This window comes from Allobosea sp. LjRoot9 (assembly GCF_964252745.1).
Lineage (GTDB): Bacteria > Pseudomonadota > Alphaproteobacteria > Rhizobiales > Beijerinckiaceae > Allobosea.
This window is the reverse complement of record NZ_CAXUPC020000002.1, coordinates 272,344-289,792: the sequence shown is the minus strand read 5'-3', so window position 1 is coordinate 289,792 and position 17,449 is coordinate 272,344. Positions and strand designations below refer to the sequence as shown.

Genomic DNA, 17,449 nt, shown 5'->3' with positions numbered 1-17,449 from the left:
GCCTTCCGAGAGGCGGCATGTCGGCGCGAGAGGTTCACGGCTTGGACGGAGGAGGGCATGCGATCAGACCCCGCCTTCGGCGATGACGACGGCATCCGAGGCGTGCCAGTCGACCGACACGGTCTCGCCGATCGCGTGATGATCAGCGCTGGGGCGCGTCGGATATGCCGCGACCAAAGGCGGCGTATCGGGAGCGAGAGGCTCAATGTAGAGCTTCGTCAGGCTTCCGCTGACCATGACCTCGCTGACACGGCCTGTCAGCTTGCCGCCAGCGCTGGCTGAGCCAACTGAGAGATTTTGCGGCCTAACCATCACCTTGACCCGCTCGCCCTCTGCGAACCGGCTGCCGTTACTCATCGCCTGGGCGGGGAGATCGCCAGCGACAAGGCTCACATCGAGGAGATCCGGTCTCAGTCCGGTCACGCGTGCGGGCAAAAGATTGGATTCACCCAGAAAATCAGCGACGAAGAGCGTGCGCGGACGAAAATAGAGTTCGTGAGGTGTGCCGAGCTGCTCGATACGGCCGGCATTCATCAGGCAGATGCGATCCGACATCGTCATCGCCTCTTCCTGATCATGGGTGACGTAGACGATCGTCGTGCCGAGCTCGCGATGGATGCGCTTGATCTCGAGCTGCATCTGATCGCGCAATTTCTTGTCCAGCGCGCCGAGAGGCTCGTCCATCAGGATGATCGCGGGGCGATAGACCATGCAGCGCGCGAGGGCGATGCGTTGCTGCTGACCGCCGGAAAGTTCGCGTGGGGTGCGTTTGGCGACATGGGGCAAACGCACCATCTCCAACGCCTCGCTGACGCGGCGCTTCGTCTCGGCTGGGCTCAGGCGCCTCATGCGCAAGGGAAAGGCAACGTTCTCCTCGACCGTCATATGCGGAAACAGGGCATAGTTCTGGAACACCATGCCGATGTCGCGCTCGTAGGGCGGGCTATAGGTGACATCGACATCGCCGATGGAGACGACGCCTTCATCGGGCTGGATGAGCCCCGCGATCAAGCTCAACAGCGTGGTCTTGCCGGAGCCCGAAGGCCCCAGCAGGGTCAGGAACTCGCCTTGGGGGACGTTCAGATCGCTCGACGCCAGCGCCACGAAATCACCGTAGCGCTTTGAGATCTTCGAGATGTCGAGACTGGTCGAGGTCATTGGTGTGTCGCTATGTCGTTGCGGAAATCGCGGCGTCTATGGGCGGGAGCTGGGAGCACCAAGAGAAGCGGCCTCTCGGCCTGCCTGGCGCGCTCGCATGCATGGCCGCCGGGCCGCAGATGCTTGGTGGCGGTGTATCGTGGAGTTGGCGCGATACCCGCCGGACACGTCGCATGATCGACACCGATGCCCATGGCTATACGTCCAGAGCCGATGACGTGCGCTGGCCATAGATGGGACCGGGCGGCAGAAGCGGGCCTGGATTCAGGAGATTGTTCGGATCCAGAACGTGCTTGATCGCGCGCATCATCGCGAGTTCCAGCGGTTGCTTGAAATGCTCCATTTCCGGCAGGAATGTTCGGCCGATGCCGTGCTCGGCGCTGAATGTCCCGGCGCAGTCCGCCGCGACCTCGTTCACGACGCGACGAAGGCGTCCGGCGACGACGTCGCGGTCGGCGAGGGCATTCCAGGCCTCGAAGGTGAAATACGGGATGTAGTGCACGTTTCCGTCGCCCATATGCACGGTGACGGCGGTCGGCAGATCAGGCACGACGGTGTGCATGGCTGCCGTCGCTTCCTCGATGAAGCGGGGAACGGCGGAGACCGGCACGGCTGCGTCCGTGTTCAGGCCTATGCCGCCCTTCTTGTTGCTTTCCGAGGTGCTGTGGCGGAATTGCCAGAACGCCGCGCGCTGGGCTTCAGTCGTCGCGACGACTGCGTCGGTGCATAGCCCGTCATTATAGGCCCGTTCGAGGACGCTCTCGAGCGCGCGGTCGAGTTCGCCCTGCTCTGAAGACGCGTCCGAGAGTTCGATCATCACATGCCAGGCATCAAGCCTCGGCGCCGGGCAGCGCTGGCCGGGCACGTTGTCGGCAACCAGCCGCACTTGTGTTTCGTTGAGAAGCTCGAAGGCCGTGAGGCGCGTCTCGTCGCGCTCTCGGACCATGGTGAGGATGTCGAGCGCCTGCTGGGGGCTGATCACCGTCAACCATGCCAGGGCCCGTTGGGTCGGCAGCGCATGGAGCTTGAGCACCGCGCCGGTGATGATGCCGAGCGTGCCTTCCGAGCCGATGAAAAGATGCTTGAGATCGTAGCCGGTGTTGTTCTTCCGCAGGCCGTACATGCCGTTCCAGACCGCGCCGTCGGCCAGAACGACTTCGATCCCTAGCACGTTGTCGCGGGTGTTGCCGTAGCGCAATACGCTCGTGCCGCCGGCATTGGTCGCGATGTTGCCGCCGATCATGCATGAGCCTTCAGCGCCCAGGCTCACGGGATAGAGCCGACCGGCATCTGCCGCGGCCCGATGAATCTCGGCGAGAATGCATCCGGCATCGACCGCAATGGTATTGTTTTGAGTATCGAGCGCTCGAATGCTTCGCATCCGTCGCAGCGACACGATGACGGGCGGCTTGTCCCCGCTATGGGGCACCGCTCCCGCCATGAGGCTGGTGTTGCCGCCCTGCGGGAGAAGCGGTGTGCCGTGAGCGGCGCAAAGCCTAACGATCTGCGAAACCTGTGACGTATTCGAGGGCAGAACCACACACAGAGCCGGCCCCTTCACGCGCCCCCGCCAATCTTCGGTGAAGCCAGCCATGTCGGCGGCCTCGTGCAGGACACCTTGCGGGCCGAGCAGACGGATCAAGCTGTCGAGAAGAGATGGATGGTTCAACATTTGTAAGCGCTCTGCGATTACATCAACTGCAATACGATAGATCGGAGTCAATGTTTGATCAAGAGAGCTGTCAAGGAGACGGCGCCGCGCCTCTCTGCAAAAATATCCCTAAATATCAATAACTTCCGCAAATTCGAAGGCCATCTGCATTCCAATTATGCATACAAAAAAGTGATTTTGAATAAAAATTATCCAGCCCTGTGAAGCTGGTCACGCTGCAACAGGCGCCGATGACGGTGTCCGCGCCGGCATAAAGCCAGGGAAGGCGGACTGGCCAAGCTGGCTTGCGCCTGGCCAGTCACAAACCCGCTGGTGCTGTTTCGCCCCGTGAGCGCGATCGACTGGCGCGGTCGTATTCGGCTTTATTTGGCGGACGGGTTGGGCGGTCGTGTTGTCTTGTGGAGGGATTGGGACGAAACGCTGTCGAGGCTGGCGCGAAGGAGGTCGAACAGGCCGGCCGTCTTCAGATGAAGCCGCACATGCTCGTTGAGACCGCCTTTTGTCTCATAGCTCTCAACCAGCGCTCGCAATTCCATGTCGGCGTTCTGGAGGCCAACATCGGCCAGGCCGGACAACAGGGATCGTATGTAAAGCGAAGCGTGCTGAGATGGAACGCTCCGTCCCGTCAGCCACGTTACCAGTGCGTGTTCGATCTCGAAGAAGGTGGACATGAACCCTGCGGCCGAGCCGAGGTCCATGATCTCGCTTTCACTCTCGGTGAGAATGAGATCTCCGAGTCCGCCGAACAGCTCCACGATGTCTGGTATCGCCGGCGAAATGATGATCGGTCCTTTCGCCAAGGCTATCGTAGGCAGGGGGGTGACCCTGCAGACGCGTTCCGCCGGCCGCACGAGTCTGGTCACTTCCGCGACAGGCACTGTCGCGACAAAGCTGGCGACGATCTGATCCGGCCGGAATTGCAGCCCGCTGAGCGCCTCGTCCAATTGCTGAGGCCTGACGGACAGGAATAGGATGTCGCTCTTCTCGACGACGGCGCTGTTGGTTGCCTCATGGATGATGTTCGGGAGTTCCCGCGCGAGCGCGTCTGCGATCACATGCGAGCGCGGCGAAAGCCGGATCGTAGGACTGTTCGAGCGAGCCCGCACGGCGTGAACCACCGCGACTGTCAGGGTGCCTGCTCCGATAAAGCCAATATCGCCTGAGGCCATGGAACTGGCTTCCTCTGGTGGAGAATTCTTAGAAGCGCGTCACGTGCGGCATGACGGATCAAGCCGATGACGGGCGAAGCGTCAGCGACATGCTAGATCCGTAATTGGATACATGCAATATCATATTGTATACTAAAGAGACGCTGACTGCAGATGCCGAGAGACGCCGGACTCGTCGGGCTATGGGCGCTCACCTCCAGCGAGAAAGGAGCCCCGATGATCTGGGCTGTTGGCGTTTGCAGAGGCCTCTGTCGTCGCGCCGATGGCATGGAGCGCGGGAGTAAAGGCCACGTGGGGCGCTCACATGGAATGCCCGCAGAAGCTGTGTTGAACCTGCAATGATCAACTTGTGGCCGCCACTATTTGTGGCGCTTGTCGATCCCGCTTTTCGAGTCCATCTCGTCGCGCCGGAAGGGCGTGAAGCGGGACTTTGACATCGAGCTCGCCGCGACCTGGACATGGGGCGCAAACTCCCGCTCCGCGTCCTCTGGCGTCCAGCGAGAGGTCGAAACACTCACGTTGACTGCCGCGACAGCGCGGCCGTGCTCGTCGGTAATCGCGGCGGCGACGGAGATGTTGCCCATCATCGCTTCATTGCTGATCACGGAATAGCCGGCTTCCCCTGCGCGCCGAACGCGGTCGAGGAGAACATCCGGATCGATTTGCGTCAGAGGCGTGATCTGCCTCAAGGTTGTCCTTTCCAGGATGTCTCGCTGTTCGGCCTCGCTCAGTCTCGACAGAATGGCGGTGCCCGATGCAGTAAAAAAAGCCGGAACCCGGCTTCCTACAACGACATCGATATTCATCAGGTGTCGGCCTGGAAACCGCGCGACGAAGACGACTTCGTGCCCATCGAGCTCGTGAAGATTGGTCGTTTCGCCGAGCTGGCGGCTGATCTCAAGCAAGTATGGCGAGGCGCGGTCGATCAGCTCATTGGCGTGGAGATAATTATGGGAAAACTGCAGGACCTTCGCGGTCAGAGCATAGTTGCGTGTATCGGTCACGCGCCGCAAATAACCGAGCGCCTCTAGCGTGAAGACGAGCCGTTGCGTGGCGCTACGGTCGAGTTTTGCCGCACGCGCGATGTCGGCGAGCGTCATATGGCGCTGAGCGCCATCGAAAGCATGAAGGACCTGAAATGCTTTCCGCGTCGAGCTTACAAACAGCGATGCCTCTGATTTGTCTCGTTTTTGCCGGCTGTCATCGACGGGGTGTTTCGTCTGATTTTCGTGCGGCATCTATTCATCTCTTGGGCGGCTGAAGGCTGATCCGCCATCTCTGCTACCGGATCGCAATGAATTCTCGCCCGGATTCGTGACGAAGCCATTTGTCTACTGTTAGCGCTCGAGGCTCAAGGCGAAGCATCTGCCATGCACCGAATGCACACCTACCTCGAAACCTGGCGGTGGAACAGCTTTTTGCTCGTGGCGAGATGCCATGCGGAGCCGCGCGAACGACATGTGACGTACGTTTAACCGCGCATTGATGCGGGCATCGCTCACTCTCGGACGATATCTCAACAGAGACGGAGATCGCTGAGGTTGCGGGCGCCGAGCATGCCCATAGTCGTGTCCAGTTCGTGGGCGAGGAGACCCAGGACATGGGCCGCTCCTTCTTCGCCGCCAAGCATATCGGGACTCACACCCCTTGCTAGTTTGCCGGGGGGATGACGCCAAACCCTGCCTCAGTACGCAGTGGATACTCCACCCATTCCCATACTCTCGTGCCGCGTCGCCTCAGGCTTGCGGGACTGGCCCAGATAGAGTTCTGCAGCGCGTCCATCCGAGAGGAGGGTGTCGGCAGGACCCTCCATCGCGACCTGGCCGCCGTCGAGAATGCAGCCCCGATGTGAGATCGCCAAAGCTTGCCGTGCGCGTTGCTCCACCAGCAGCACCGCGACGCCGAGGCTGGGCAGGCGCTGCACGAGTTCGAGTGCAGCGGAGGCTCGGTCAGGCGAGAGCGCAGCCGTGGGCTCGTCCATGATGAGAAGCGTCGGTCGCGGCATGAGCGCCCGCGCAACGGCCAATTGCTGCCGCTCACCGCCGGATAGGCTGCCAGCTTTTTGGTGAAGGCGGGTTTGCAGAGCCGGGAACACAGCCAGCATCTCGTCAAGACGGGTGCGCTTGTCCTTGATGCCGGCTACGACAGCGAGGTTCTCCTGGATCGTCAGATCGGAGAAGACGTTGGCGACCTGCGGGACGAAGCCGATACCCAGGCTGATCCGCTTTTCCGTGCTGAGGCCGGCGAGATCCTTGCCGTGGAAGATGATTGCGCCGGTCGATCGCGGCAGCAGACCGACGATCGCCTTGGCGAGGGTCGATTTTCCGGCGCCGTTGGTGCCTGCGACCGTCAGGATCTCGCGGTCGTTCAAGGTCAGCGTGACGCCGTTGAGGATGTCCGCCTCGCCATACCCGCCCCTCAGCGCGTCGATCGACAGCACGCAGCTCATGCGGACGCTCCTCCGAGATAGGCTTCGCGCACGCGGTCGTTGGCGAGCACCTCGTCTGGTCTGCCGTCTGCGATGATGGTGCCCCGGTCCAGCACGGCCAGGCGCGGCACAAGCCGCGTCAAGGCCTCGAGGTCATGTTCGATGATGAAGATGCCGATGCCACTTTGGGAGAGCAGCCGCAGGCGCTCGATGATCTGGTCGATGAGAACCGGATTGACGCCGGCGAAGGGCTCGTCCAGCAGGATCATCTCAGGCTTGGCCATGAGTGCCCGCCCCAGTTCGAGCAGCTTCTTCTGCCCACCTGAGAGGCCGGCCGCAGGCTGGTTCGCCACGTGATCGAGCTTCAGGAACTCCAACTTGGCGTCGGCCTCGCTCCTGACGCGCTTTTCGTCCAGCGCGACCCGCTTCGGCTTGAGGAAGAGGTTCACGAGCTTTTCTCCGCTTTGGTCAGGCGCGGCGGCCATGAGGTTCTCCCGCACGCTCAGATGGCCAAATTCCCGGGGGACTTGGAACGTGCGGATCAGCCCTTTGCGGGCCCTGGCTGCGACCGAGGCATGCTTGAGGTCTTCGTTGCAGAACCGAATCTCGCCCGAATCCACCTTCTGGTGCCCGGTGATGAGGGCGAAGAGGGTCGACTTTCCGGCGCCGTTGGGACCAATGAGCCCGAACATGCTGTCGGCTGGAACGGAGAGCGTGACGTCCGTCAGCACGGTCAGACCGCCGAAGCTCTTGCTGAGCGACTGGATCTCGAGGCTCATGCGCGACGTCCGCTGGAAGCGCCCATCAGGCCAGTCGGGCGGTAGAGCATCAACAGGACCAGAGCGAGACCGACGATGCCCAGACGAAGGGAGGCCATGCCGACTTCGGAGACGAAAGGCAGCCCGTCCTTCAGGAACCGCGACCCTTCGAGCAGCGTCATGAGGATCACCGTGCCGATCACTGCACCGGAAATCCGTCCGATGCCGCCCAGGACGATCGCCATCCAGACATAGAAGGTGACGAGCGGGATGAATTGGTCAGGCGCCACGAAGCCGATGTAATGCGCATAGAACGATCCTGCCAAACCCGCGATCGCGCTGCCGAGGACGAAGACTTCGACCTTGAAGCGGGCTGGGTCCTTTCCGACCGAGGCCACGGCAGGTTCATTGTCCCGGATGGCCTCGATGATTCTGCCAAATGGTGAATGCACGATCCGCCGCATGATCAAGGCCGTCGCCGAAACCGCAATCAGAACGGCCGCGAGCGTCAGGATCTGCATCGTCTGACCGCCTACTGTGTCGAATAGGCGGGGCACGCCGGCCATTCCGCGCACGCCGTTGGTCAGCCCGACCTCGCTTGTCGCTGCGATGCGCACCGTCTCCGAGAAGCCGAGCGTCACGATGGCGAAGTAATCATCCCTCAAGCGCAGCGCGATGAGCCCCAGCGGGATCGAAACGAGACCCGCCACGACCGTCGCGATCGCCATTGCGGCGGGCATGGGAAGTCCGGTCTTCACGGTGATCAGCGCGCTCGCATACGCGCCCACGGCAAAGAAGCCGGCGAGGCCGAAGTTGATCAACCCGGCCAGCCCGAACTGCAGGGTAAGCCCAAGTGCCATCAGCATATAGATGAGGGCGATGATCGCGATCGCGATGACGTACGCTTCCATGAGCTGAGCTTCCGACTACGCCGATTTTTGGCTGATGGGACAAGCAAGCACGGTGGTCACCGGACGAGTTCGCGGCTGCCGAACAATCCGGCGGGACGGACTAGGAGCACAGCCAGAATGACGACGAAAGACAGGGCGATCTTGTAGGAGAAGCCGATGAGCGGGGTCGAAACCTCCTGGGTAATGCCGATCAGGATGCCGGCGACCACGGCGCCGATCGGCGATCCGAGCCCGCCCAGTATCGCTGCGGCGAACGCGGGCAGCAGGGTCTCCCAGCCGATCTCCGGCGTGATGACGGCCTTGAGCCCCAATGCCGTGCCGGCGACGGCAGAGAGCGCGCCGACCAGCAGCCAAAGCATCACCATCACCCGTTCGGCGCGGATGCCTGAAAGCCTTGCGAGATCGATGTTGTCGGCGACGGCACGCATCTCCCGCCCGATGGTCGTGAATCGAAGGATGCCGAAGGCGGCTGCGAGCGCAAAACCCGTCATCGCCATCACTTGCACATCGACGACGCCGATCCTGATCTCGCCCAGGACCCAGGGGCGGGCAAGCGGGACCGGGTACACATGCTGCCCATGGCCGAAGGCAAGGCCGATGACGGACCGGATCATGAAGGCGATGCCGATGGAGCAGACGAGGTAGGGCACCGATGCCTGACCGCGCAGCTTTCTGAAGACGACCCTGTGAAGCAGGGCGCCCAACAGGGCCGTGCAGACGATCGCGCCGGCGAATCCAAGGACCATCGATCCGGCGGCCGAAGCGACGAGCAATCCGGCATAGGCGCCGAACGTCGCCATGTCGCCGGCGGCCACATTGGCAAATCTGATGATGCCGAAGATCAGCGTGATGCCCAGGGCGCCCAGGCTGATGATCAGGCCGGATACGAATCCGTTGACGATCAATTGCGCGATATCGTTGAAATCCATGTCCGCCCTCCGGCGCATATCTGTTCACCGGCGGCGCGCCGCGTCATCCGCGGCGCGCGATGGTCGATGAAATGCGGGGGCATATGTGCACCCTGGTTGTTGCCGGGCTATCGGTCGGCCGAGCCCTGCAGCCGATCAGGCGGGCGCGGCGGGGATCACGTATTTCTTGACGAATTGCCCCTTTTCGACGCGCTGCAGCGCGTATCCGGTCGAGACGTCGTTGGTGTCGCTGAAATCGACCGACGAGGAGGCGCCTTCGTAGTTGATTTTCTCGCCCTTGCGCAGAAGGTCTCGCCCCTCGGCGAAAGTCGTGACGACCTTTCCCGGTCCGCCGCTGACAGCCCTCAGGTGCTTGGCAAGCTCCTGCCCTTCGGCACCCTTGCTCGATTCCAGCGCCAGCGCGATCGTGACTATGGCGTCCCAGTTCATGGCTGCATCGTTATTGGTTTCGCCAGGAACACCCATGACCTTCCGATAAGCCTCGTCATAGACCTTATAGGCCGGCGAGCCCTCGTTCGTGACGGCGATGACAGACATCAGGCCCTCGCTGACGTCGTTGCCCAGCGCCTTGACCAGATCGCTGTTCACAGCCCAACTCGGTGCCATCCATTTGTTGGTCGCTCCGCTCTGGTACCAGTCCTTCAGGATGATCGTGGTGTCGGTAAGGTAGGAGCCCGTCACCACACAATCCGGCTTGGCAGCGAGGACGCGCTGGAGTTCTGAACGATAGCTGCTCTGGTTGGGTTCGTAGATGACGCGCTCGACGATCTTGTTGCCCCGGTCGGCCCATGCCTTCTCGAAGGAGTCGGCAATGCCGACTGCGGAACCGTTGTTGAAGGCCATGACCGCGACGCGCTTGAACCCCTCGCGGGCGCAAACCTCGGCATATGCGTTGCCGTACCGCGGCGCAGGTCCCTGGAAGCGGAATCCGAGCCATTTCTTGTTGTAGATGGGGTTCGAGAGGTCGGGCGAGGTCGAGCTGTAGGCGAACAGCACGTCAGCGTCGTTGGTCAACGGCATGACCGACATGCTGACGCTGGTGCTCCAGCCGCCGACGATCGCGCGAACCTTGTTGACCTCGATGAGCTTCTTCGCCGCGAGAACGCCAGCCTGCGGCTGTGTCTGATCATCTTCTGAATAGAGTTCCAGCTTCCGGCCGCCGGCGCCCCCGAGCTGGTTGATCGACTCGATGGCCGCCGCCACGGCTTTCTGGATGCCAGGGCCGTATGTGCTACCCGCGCCAGTCAGGGGAGTCAGGACTCCTATGCGGAAAGCATCCGAGGATTGCGCGAGCGAGTTTTTGGGAGACGAGATCAGAGCCGCTCCGGACGCGGCGAGAAAGTGGCGACGAGACAGCATGTGACCCCTCCAATCAGATGGCCCGTTTTGGGCTCAGTGCCCATACGGTAATCTATGATTGGATACATACAATACATATTTTATCCAATTATGCTGGTTTCCTCAGCAGAGCCGCGCCCGGCTTTTAGGCGTCTGGCGTCGAGATGGACACTCGATTGATCTCTCCGATGACTTGTCAGAAAGGGCGGTGCCTTCAAAGGGTGGGTACAAATTCTAGCCAATTTTCTCTTACGGCCAACCTAAAAATTGCATAAATAAAATAACAGATTGCATGCAATATATTGACGCTAAACTACGCGACCGGTAGGCAGGGCGTCGCGATGAGAGATGGTCGTGGAGTGTGTGATGAAGATCCTTGTGCCCGTGAAGCGGGTGGTTGACTACAACGTGAAGATCCGCGTGAAGGCGGACGGCTCGGGCGTCGAGCTCGCCAATGTGAAAATGTCGATGAATCCCTTCGACGAGATCGCGGTCGAAGAGGCGTTGCGGCTGCGCGAAGCCGGCAAGGCGACCGAGGTCGTCGTGGTCTCGATCGGTCCAGCCCAAGCTGCCGAGACGATCCGCACGGGCTTAGCCATGGGCGCCGATCGCGGCATCCTGGTCAAGGTCGACGGCGTGGTCGAGCCGCTCGCGGTGGCCAAGCTCCTGCAGAAGCTGGTCGAGCAGGAGAGCCCGCAGCTCGTCATCCTCGGCAAGCAGGCGATCGACGACGATTGCAACCAGACCGGCCAGATGCTGGCGGCCCTGCTGGGCTGGCCGCAGGGCACGTTTGCATCGAAGGTCGCGCTGGACGCGAATTCCGTCGATGTCACCCGCGAGGTCGATGGCGGCCTCCAGACGGTTTCGCTCAAGCTGCCGGCGATCGTCACCACCGACCTTCGCCTGAATGAGCCGCGCTACGCCTCGCTGCCCAACATCATGAAGGCCAAGAAGAAGCCGCTCGACGAGACCTCGGCCGAGGCGCTGGGCGTCGATGTCAGCCCCCGTCTCAAGGTGCTGAACACGCGCGAGCCCGCCGGCCGCTCGGCCGGCGTCAAGGTCGGCTCCGTCGCCGAACTGGTTTCCAAGCTCAAGAACGAAGCGGGAGTGCTGTGATGGCCACGCTGCTGATTGCAGAACACGACAACGCCACCATCAAGGACGCGACCGCCAAGGCGCTGACCGCGGCCAAGGCGCTGGGCGCCCCCGTCCATATCCTCGTCGCCGGTGAAGGCGCCAAGGGCGCGGCCGATGCGGCAGCCAAGCTCGACGGCGTCGAGAAGGTGCTCCTGGCCGACGCCGCGATCTACGGCCACGGCCTTGCCGAGCCGCTCGCCGCTCTCGTCGCCAAGCTCGCCGAGGGCTATGACGCCGTCGTCGCGCCTTCGACGACCGGTGGCAAGAACCTGCTGCCGCGCGTCGCCGCCTTGCTCGACGTGATGCAGATCTCGGATGTGATGAAGATCGTCTCGCCCGACACGTTCGAGCGCCCGGTCTATGCCGGCAACGCCATCCAGACCGTGCAGTCCTCCGAGGCCAAGAAGCTGATGACGATCCGCACCGCCTCCTTCCAGGCGACAGGCGAAGGCGGCTCGGCCAGCGTCGAGACGGTGTCGGCCGTGGGCGATCCCGGCGTTTCCAGCTTCAAGGGCGAGGAGGTCGCCAAATCCGATCGTCCCGAGCTCGCCTCGGCCAAGATCATCGTCTCCGGCGGACGGGCGCTCGCCTCGGCGGAGAACTTCACCAAGGTGATCGAGCCCGTCGCAGACAGGCTGGGCGCGGCCATGGGCGCCTCGCGCGCCGCGGTCGATGCCGGCTACGCCCCCAATGACTGGCAGGTCGGCCAGACCGGCAAGGTCGTGGCCCCCGACCTCTATGTCGCGGTCGGCATCTCCGGCGCGATCCAGCACCTCGCTGGAATGAAGGACTCGAAAGTCATCGTCGCCATCAACAAGGACGAGGAAGCGCCGATCTTCCAGATTGCCGATTACGGCCTCGTTGGCGATCTCTTCACGATCATGCCGGAGCTTGAAGCCGAGCTCGCCAAAATCGGCAAATAGCAAGCGCGGCAAATAGCAGGCGCGGCAAGTCGATTGACCAGGTAGATTGACAAGGAAGCCGGCGACCAGGCTGGCGCCGGCCAACACATGACAACCGGGCTGCCGCGCAAGGCGGCCCGCACCGGCTTCCGAAGTGGAAGCGGTGCGGCCATTTGAGGATGTCGAATTCATTGCTCGGGTGTCGCTACGTCCTTATCGACGCATAGTATGCATTGCTCAGCCCGAGCCAATCAGCCACGATCTCCGCGGAAATAGCGACATCGGCGATAAAGACGCCTTTGGCGCCCTGATTCAACCAGTCGCGAACCACTCCTAAGTCGTCAAGGCTGCGAACCTTGATGCCTTTCGCGCCGACCGCCTCCCCGATCCGCGCGAAGTTCATCTCAGTGAATTTCATGGCGGTGGTGTCCAATCCGCGAGGCCCGTACTGGTGCACCTCCATGCCGTAGGCTGCGTCATTCAACACGATGATGAGAGCGGAAGGCACTTCGCGCACGAGTGTGTCGATTTCGTTCAGCTCCATCGCAATGCCGCCATCCCCGGTGACGAGCACGGGCAATCGGTCTGATCGGCCAACAGCGATGCCGAGCGCAGCCCCGACGCCCAGCCCGATGCTTTGCAACGCTAGCCCGGGCAGCAGCATCCCTTGGGGGTCGGGCGCGCTGAGATGACGGGCAGCCCAGCCCATGAAGTGACCGGTATCCTGCACGATAGTCCGTTGCTCCGGGAGCAGTTCCTCGAACGCATCCATCACGGCGCGGGGGTCGAGCCGTCCATCAGGCCCAAACTCGCTCCATTCCGTCTTTTCGCCGGTGAAAGGCCGCTCGACAGTCGCCCTCCAGCCATCTCGCTGAACGCCTTCGAGCTGCTGATCGAGAACAGCGGCGAACGCCTTGGCATCGGCGCGGATGAATCTCGTCACCTGCGGATGGGTCGCGACAGCAAGGGTATCGACCTGGATGATGCTGCGGGCATTCGCGATCAGCTTGTTATAGCGCATCTGATAGAGGTTCAGGCTTGCGCCGACGATGAGAACGACGTCCGCCTCACCGATAAGCTCGGCGGCACGAAGCGACGAAAAGCCTCCTGCGAGGCCGATGTCCCAGGACGAATTGAAGATGCGGTTCGCCATGAGCGATGTCGCGAAGAGTGCGCCGACATGGTCGCCGACGCTCCGCAGAGCGGGCCCGGCTCCGGCAAGGACCGCGCCGCGCCCCGCCAGGATGAGGGGCCGCTCAGCCTGGCTCAACTCGCGGGCGACAGCAGCGGCGATGTCGGGATCGATAGCCAGAGCCTCGGCCAGTTCCGTCGGCCGCAACACGTCCGGGGCTGGCAGGGTAGGGATCGCCGCAGCCTCCTCGGCTGGGCGGTCGACGAGATCATAGGGGATTTCGACGATGACCGGCACGCGATCGCGCTTGGCAATCTCGAAAGCGGCTTCGGTGATCGCCGCGGGGTTGTTCCTGCCTACCCTGAAGGTGCGGACATAGATCGCCGCGGCGGCGCCGGTCTGGTCGATGTCCTGGCCGCGCAGGCCAGTGGTGGGAGAGCCTCCTGTTACGACGACCATCGGGATGCGGGCCAGCCGCGCCTCCGCAAGCGATGTCAGGACATTGGTGAACCCTGCGGCAAACGTCACGGTCGCGGCTGGGATCTTGCCCGTCGACAGGTAGTAGCTCTGCCCGGCGATGACGCTTGCCGTTTCGTGCCTGACATTGACCACGCGATGGCCTCGCTGCGTGAGGCTGCTGACGAAATGTGCGTTGCCGTTGCCCATCAGACTGAAAACGGTATCGGCGTGGCTGGCGACCACATCGGCGATCCGGTCGGAAACCGTCGGAGTGTTTGTCATGTTGATCTCTTTTGTCCGAGAAGATGATCCAGGATGCCGGCTCGATGGTCGCGGCCAGCGGGGCAGGCGGGAGCGTGATGATGCGGCAGCTCAGGCGTCGATCGGCGCCGGCGGCGCACGGCCGCGGATCATGTCCGCTGCCTTCTCGGCGATCATGAGCGTCGTCGCGTTGGTGTTGGCAGAGGGCATCGAGGGCATGATCGAGGCGTCGACGACGCGTAGGCCCTGCAGGCCGTGGACCCGCAGCTGCTCGTCGACCACTGCGGCCGGATCGGTGCTCATGCCCATCTTGGCCGTTCCGGTCATGTGGTAGACCGTCGTGCCCATCCTGCGCGCATAATCCAGGAGTTCGTCGTCGGACTGGAGCTGTGGGCCTGGCGCGGTCTCCATGTCAAAATAGCGAGCCAGCGGCGGGGCGTTGAACAAGCGCCGCGCCAGCTTCATGCCGCCCAGCAGCGATCTCCGATCGACCTCTTCGGCCAGGTAATTCGGCTGGATGATCGGCTTGTCGAACGCATCGGCGCTCGTTGCGCGCACATATCCGGTGCTTTCCGGCCGTTCCTGCCAGACGCCGAGCGTCAGGCCGGGAATATCGTCGAGCAAGCCGACCACGCCCTCCTTGAAGCTTGCCGGCGAGCAGGCGAATTCGAGATCGGGCCGCCCCAGCGCCGGGTCGGACTTCCAGAAAATATGAACGAGCGAGGGGCTGACAGCGAGGAGGCTTGGTTTGCCAGCGAGCCATCGCCCGATCTCCAGCAAGAGCCGCGGGCCGCGGACCATGTTGTTGATCGTCGTCGTATTCCTGATCCGGGCGACCATGCGCACGGCATAGTGGTCACGCAGGTTTTGCCCGACGCCGGGCAGCACGTGGATCGGTGCAACGCCGATCTCGTGCAGCACCTCGATGGGGCCGATTCCTGAGAGCTGAAGCAGCTTGGGTGAATTGAGTGCGCCGGCTGATAGGATGACTTCGCGGCGTGCCCGTACCTCCTCGACCTTGCCGCCCCGGCCACCCCGCATATACCGAACGCCGACGGCTTTCTTCCCCTCGAAGATGAGCCCGGTGGCCTGGCAATCGGTGCGGATGCTGACATGAGGGCGCTTGCGAGCGGCGCTCAAGAATGCGCGCGCGGCGCTGAAGCGCCATCCGCGATGGATCGTCCGCTGGAAGTAACCAACCCCATCCTGCGAGGCGCCGTTATAGTCGCGATTGCGAGGGATGCCGAGCGCTTCGGCGCTGGCCACGAGCGCGTCGCTGACTGGGTGGTGCCAGTCCAGATCCGTGATGGGGAGCTCGCCATCCCGGCCTCGAAACCTCGCGTCGCCATCACCTATGCGCCGTTCGGATCGCTTAAAATACGGCAGAACATCGCGATAGGCCCAGCCCGTGTTGCCGCTTTGAGCCCAGAGATCGTAGTCCCTTGCCTGACCGCGAACATAGTTCAGGCCATTGATTGAACTTGAGCCTCCGAGAACGCGGCCTTGCGGTAAAGGAAATTGCCGATTGGCGGTGTTTGGATTTGGTTCCGATTCGAAATTCCAGGTCAGCGTCCGGCTGTAGACATTCTTGATGTAGCCCGACGGAATATGGATCAGCGGGTTGAGATCGCGTGGCCCCGCTTCAAGCAGGCACACCGATGAACCGTCCTCGCTGAGGCGGTTTGTCAGAACGCAACCTGCGGAGCCTCCTCCGACGACGACGTAGTCGAATTCGCGGCAGGCCTTCTTGGCGTCGCCCATGTCCGTTTCCTCGAATTTGTCTTCCGGCCAGTTTTCTGGCTTCTCGATGGGCAACTCCCGTGGCCTGCGAGCACGATCAGGCGTCGGGGGGGCGATCCGAGCCGCTCAGGGCCGTGCCCGCCAGCCTTTCGCTAAGCTGGGCCAGCGCGGTGTGGTCTTGCCCCGGCCCGAGCAGGGCGGCGGCACTGGCCGCCAACTCCCGGCAGAGTGCTGCGAACGGGGTGGGCGTGTCCGTTCCGCGTCCGACATCGAGAGCGATAGTCAGGTCCTTGACCATCAGATCGAGGCCGAAACCGCTGTCGAACCGGCGGGAAAGCACGAACTGCTTGAACTTCTTCTGGGTGCTGTTGTTCATGCCCGTCGAGGCGTTCAGCACATCCACCATCAGCGCGGGATCCAGGCCGAATTTCTGGCCGATAAGCAACGCCTCTATGCCAACCAAAAAACCGCCGGCCGAGACGAGATTGTTCAACGCCTTCATCGCTTGACCGGCGCCGACGGCGCCGACGCGGTGGATGGTCGTGCTCATCGCGCGAAGTACGGGCTCGGCGCGGTCAAGGACTGTCGCGGCTCCTCCAGCCATGATGGCAAGTTCGCCGCTGCGAGCGCGCGACACACCGCCCGATACGGGCGCGTCGACGACCTCGATGCCGTCCGGGCTCAAGAGATCCGCGAGACGGCGTGTCACCAGCGGAATGCCTGAGCTCATCTCGATCAGTAGCGCCCCTCGCGGCAGGCTGCCTCGCATCGACTGCACCACACTCTCGACATGCTTGCTGGTGGGCAGGATCGTGACGACCGCGTCGACCCCCTGGGCCGCGTCCGCTGGGTCGGTGGCTGCTCGACCGCCGACCTCGTTGGCGAAGCGCGTTGCATGTCCGGCAACGGCGTCGCAAACCGCGATCTCGAAACCGGCCTTGTGCAGATTGGCAGCCATCGGCCACCCCATATTGCCGATGCCGATGAAGCCGACGCGACGGATAGGCGTCCCAGCGCTCATCGGTCTGGATCCGTCACTGGCTCGCCCGTCAGCGCGGCTTCTTTGACCAGGACTTCGTGCGCTGCCTTGAAGGCGTCCAGCCCTGCCGGGATGCCGCAGTACGCGGTTGCATGAAGCAGGACCGCTTTGATCTCCTCGACAGAAACGCCGTTGTTCAGCGCTCCCTTCACATGCAGCTTGATCTCGGGTGTCCTACCGAGTGCCGTGAGCATGGCGAGGTTCAACATGCTGCGCGTACGTCGGTCCAAAGTCGGATCGCCCCAAGCCCACCCCCAGGCCCATGATGTCGTCGCCCGTTGGAAGGACATCATGAACGCGTCGGCCTTGGCCATGGAGGCGTCGACATAATCGGCCCCCAGCACCTCTCGCCGGATAGGTAAGCCCTTCTGAAACAGAGCATCGTCTTCAGACATTTGCGCCACCCTTCTGCCGAT

Annotated in this window: 16 protein-coding genes; 2 read left to right on the top strand and 14 right to left on the bottom strand. The window is 62.6% G+C overall.

Translation table 11 applies throughout. The features are described from left to right. Positions 1 to 63 precede the first annotated feature (63 nt). From ACSQ3P_RS09915 to ACSQ3P_RS09870, 10 genes are all read right to left on the bottom strand, one after another. On the bottom strand, positions 64 to 1,158 hold the full coding sequence (locus ACSQ3P_RS09915) for an ABC transporter ATP-binding protein (RefSeq protein WP_436165426.1): 1,095 nt from the start codon (positions 1,156 to 1,158) through the stop codon (positions 64 to 66). 196 nt (positions 1,159 to 1,354) lie between these two features. Continuing rightward, on the bottom strand, positions 1,355 to 2,830 hold the full coding sequence (locus ACSQ3P_RS09910; protein WP_436165425.1) for an FAD-binding oxidoreductase: 1,476 nt from the start codon (positions 2,828 to 2,830) through the stop codon (positions 1,355 to 1,357). Positions 2,831 to 3,192: 362 nt separating this feature from the next. Beyond that, positions 3,193 to 3,999 carry an NAD(P)-binding domain-containing protein gene (locus tag ACSQ3P_RS09905; protein WP_436165424.1) on the bottom strand — a complete coding sequence of 269 codons (807 nt, stop codon included), beginning with the start codon at positions 3,997 to 3,999 and terminating at the stop codon, positions 3,193 to 3,195. A 359-nt stretch (positions 4,000 to 4,358) separates the two neighbouring features. Further along, on the bottom strand, positions 4,359 to 5,237 hold the full coding sequence (locus tag ACSQ3P_RS09900) for an IclR family transcriptional regulator (RefSeq protein ID WP_436165423.1): 879 nt from the start codon (positions 5,235 to 5,237) through the stop codon (positions 4,359 to 4,361). A 278-nt stretch (positions 5,238 to 5,515) separates the two neighbouring features. Further along, on the bottom strand, positions 5,516 to 5,629 hold the full coding sequence (locus ACSQ3P_RS09895; protein WP_436165422.1) for an alpha-hydroxy-acid oxidizing protein: 114 nt from the start codon (positions 5,627 to 5,629) through the stop codon (positions 5,516 to 5,518). A gap of 54 nt (positions 5,630 to 5,683) precedes the next feature. Further along, positions 5,684 to 6,439, bottom strand: coding sequence for an ABC transporter ATP-binding protein (locus ACSQ3P_RS09890; protein WP_436165421.1), 756 nt, complete (start codon positions 6,437 to 6,439; stop codon positions 5,684 to 5,686). A gap of 5 nt (positions 6,440 to 6,444) precedes the next feature. Beyond that, positions 6,445 to 7,158 carry an ABC transporter ATP-binding protein gene (locus tag ACSQ3P_RS09885; RefSeq protein WP_436165420.1) on the bottom strand — a complete coding sequence of 238 codons (714 nt, stop codon included), beginning with the start codon at positions 7,156 to 7,158 and terminating at the stop codon, positions 6,445 to 6,447. A 44-nt stretch (positions 7,159 to 7,202) separates the two neighbouring features. Continuing rightward, the gene (locus ACSQ3P_RS09880; protein ID WP_436165419.1) at positions 7,203 to 8,096 is read right to left on the bottom strand and encodes a branched-chain amino acid ABC transporter permease; all 894 of its coding nucleotides are present in this window, start codon (positions 8,094 to 8,096) and stop codon (positions 7,203 to 7,205) included. A 56-nt stretch (positions 8,097 to 8,152) separates the two neighbouring features. Further along, complete coding sequence (locus ACSQ3P_RS09875) at positions 8,153 to 9,025, bottom strand: branched-chain amino acid ABC transporter permease (protein ID WP_436165418.1); 873 nt, start codon at positions 9,023 to 9,025, stop codon at positions 8,153 to 8,155. 135 nt (positions 9,026 to 9,160) lie between these two features. Then, positions 9,161 to 10,384, bottom strand: a complete 1,224-nt coding sequence (locus ACSQ3P_RS09870; protein WP_436165417.1) for an ABC transporter substrate-binding protein — start codon at positions 10,382 to 10,384, stop codon at positions 9,161 to 9,163. 345 nt (positions 10,385 to 10,729) lie between these two features. Between ACSQ3P_RS09870 and ACSQ3P_RS09865 the strand changes: the two genes are divergently transcribed. Then, positions 10,730 to 11,479, top strand: coding sequence for an electron transfer flavoprotein subunit beta/FixA family protein (locus ACSQ3P_RS09865; RefSeq protein WP_436165416.1), 750 nt, complete (start codon positions 10,730 to 10,732; stop codon positions 11,477 to 11,479). After that, positions 11,479 to 12,423: an electron transfer flavoprotein subunit alpha/FixB family protein gene (locus ACSQ3P_RS09860; protein WP_436165415.1), complete on the top strand. Its 945-nt coding sequence runs from the start codon at positions 11,479 to 11,481 to the stop codon at positions 12,421 to 12,423. The genes ACSQ3P_RS09865 and ACSQ3P_RS09860 overlap by 1 nt, the downstream gene beginning before the upstream one ends. A 184-nt stretch (positions 12,424 to 12,607) precedes the next feature. Here ACSQ3P_RS09860 and ACSQ3P_RS09855 read toward each other — a convergent pair whose 3' ends face one another. From ACSQ3P_RS09855 to ACSQ3P_RS09840, 4 genes are all read right to left on the bottom strand, one after another. Then, complete coding sequence (locus ACSQ3P_RS09855; RefSeq protein ID WP_436165414.1) at positions 12,608 to 14,275, bottom strand: thiamine pyrophosphate-binding protein; 1,668 nt, start codon at positions 14,273 to 14,275, stop codon at positions 12,608 to 12,610. A 90-nt stretch (positions 14,276 to 14,365) separates the two neighbouring features. Continuing rightward, positions 14,366 to 16,015: a GMC family oxidoreductase gene (locus ACSQ3P_RS09850; RefSeq protein ID WP_436166225.1), complete on the bottom strand. Its 1,650-nt coding sequence runs from the start codon at positions 16,013 to 16,015 to the stop codon at positions 14,366 to 14,368. A 76-nt stretch (positions 16,016 to 16,091) separates the two neighbouring features. Then, a complete protein-coding gene (locus ACSQ3P_RS09845) occupies positions 16,092 to 17,015 on the bottom strand; it encodes an NAD(P)-dependent oxidoreductase (protein ID WP_436165413.1) in 924 nt (307 codons plus the stop codon). Then, entirely contained in the window at positions 17,012 to 17,428 is a 417-nt protein-coding gene (locus tag ACSQ3P_RS09840; protein WP_436165412.1) for a carboxymuconolactone decarboxylase family protein, read from the bottom strand. The genes ACSQ3P_RS09845 and ACSQ3P_RS09840 overlap by 4 nt, the downstream gene beginning before the upstream one ends. Positions 17,429 to 17,449 lie beyond the last annotated feature (21 nt).

Excerpts from the sequence above, each read along its gene's own strand:
- ACSQ3P_RS09915 (WP_436165426.1), bottom strand. The coding sequence starts at position 1,158 with ATGACCTCGACCAGTCTCGACATCTCGAAGATCTCAAAGCGCTACGGT.
- ACSQ3P_RS09860 (WP_436165415.1), top strand. The coding sequence starts at position 11,479 with ATGGCCACGCTGCTGATTGCAGAACACGACAACGCCACCATCAAGGAC.
- ACSQ3P_RS09910 (WP_436165425.1), bottom strand. The coding sequence starts at position 2,830 with ATGTTGAACCATCCATCTCTTCTCGACAGCTTGATCCGTCTGCTCGGC.
- ACSQ3P_RS09845 (WP_436165413.1), bottom strand. The coding sequence starts at position 17,015 with ATGAGCGCTGGGACGCCTATCCGTCGCGTCGGCTTCATCGGCATCGGC.
- ACSQ3P_RS09865 (WP_436165416.1), top strand. The coding sequence starts at position 10,730 with ATGAAGATCCTTGTGCCCGTGAAGCGGGTGGTTGACTACAACGTGAAG.
- ACSQ3P_RS09855 (WP_436165414.1), bottom strand. The coding sequence starts at position 14,275 with ATGACAAACACTCCGACGGTTTCCGACCGGATCGCCGATGTGGTCGCC.
- ACSQ3P_RS09895 (WP_436165422.1), bottom strand. The coding sequence starts at position 5,629 with ATGCTTGGCGGCGAAGAAGGAGCGGCCCATGTCCTGGGTCTCCTCGCC.
- ACSQ3P_RS09875 (WP_436165418.1), bottom strand. The coding sequence starts at position 9,025 with ATGGATTTCAACGATATCGCGCAATTGATCGTCAACGGATTCGTATCC.
- ACSQ3P_RS09850 (WP_436166225.1), bottom strand. The coding sequence starts at position 16,015 with ATGGGCGACGCCAAGAAGGCCTGCCGCGAATTCGACTACGTCGTCGTC.
- ACSQ3P_RS09870 (WP_436165417.1), bottom strand. The coding sequence starts at position 10,384 with ATGCTGTCTCGTCGCCACTTTCTCGCCGCGTCCGGAGCGGCTCTGATC.
- ACSQ3P_RS09840 (WP_436165412.1), bottom strand. The coding sequence starts at position 17,428 with ATGTCTGAAGACGATGCTCTGTTTCAGAAGGGCTTACCTATCCGGCGA.
- ACSQ3P_RS09900 (WP_436165423.1), bottom strand. The coding sequence starts at position 5,237 with ATGCCGCACGAAAATCAGACGAAACACCCCGTCGATGACAGCCGGCAA.
- ACSQ3P_RS09880 (WP_436165419.1), bottom strand. The coding sequence starts at position 8,096 with ATGGAAGCGTACGTCATCGCGATCGCGATCATCGCCCTCATCTATATG.
- ACSQ3P_RS09905 (WP_436165424.1), bottom strand. The coding sequence starts at position 3,999 with ATGGCCTCAGGCGATATTGGCTTTATCGGAGCAGGCACCCTGACAGTC.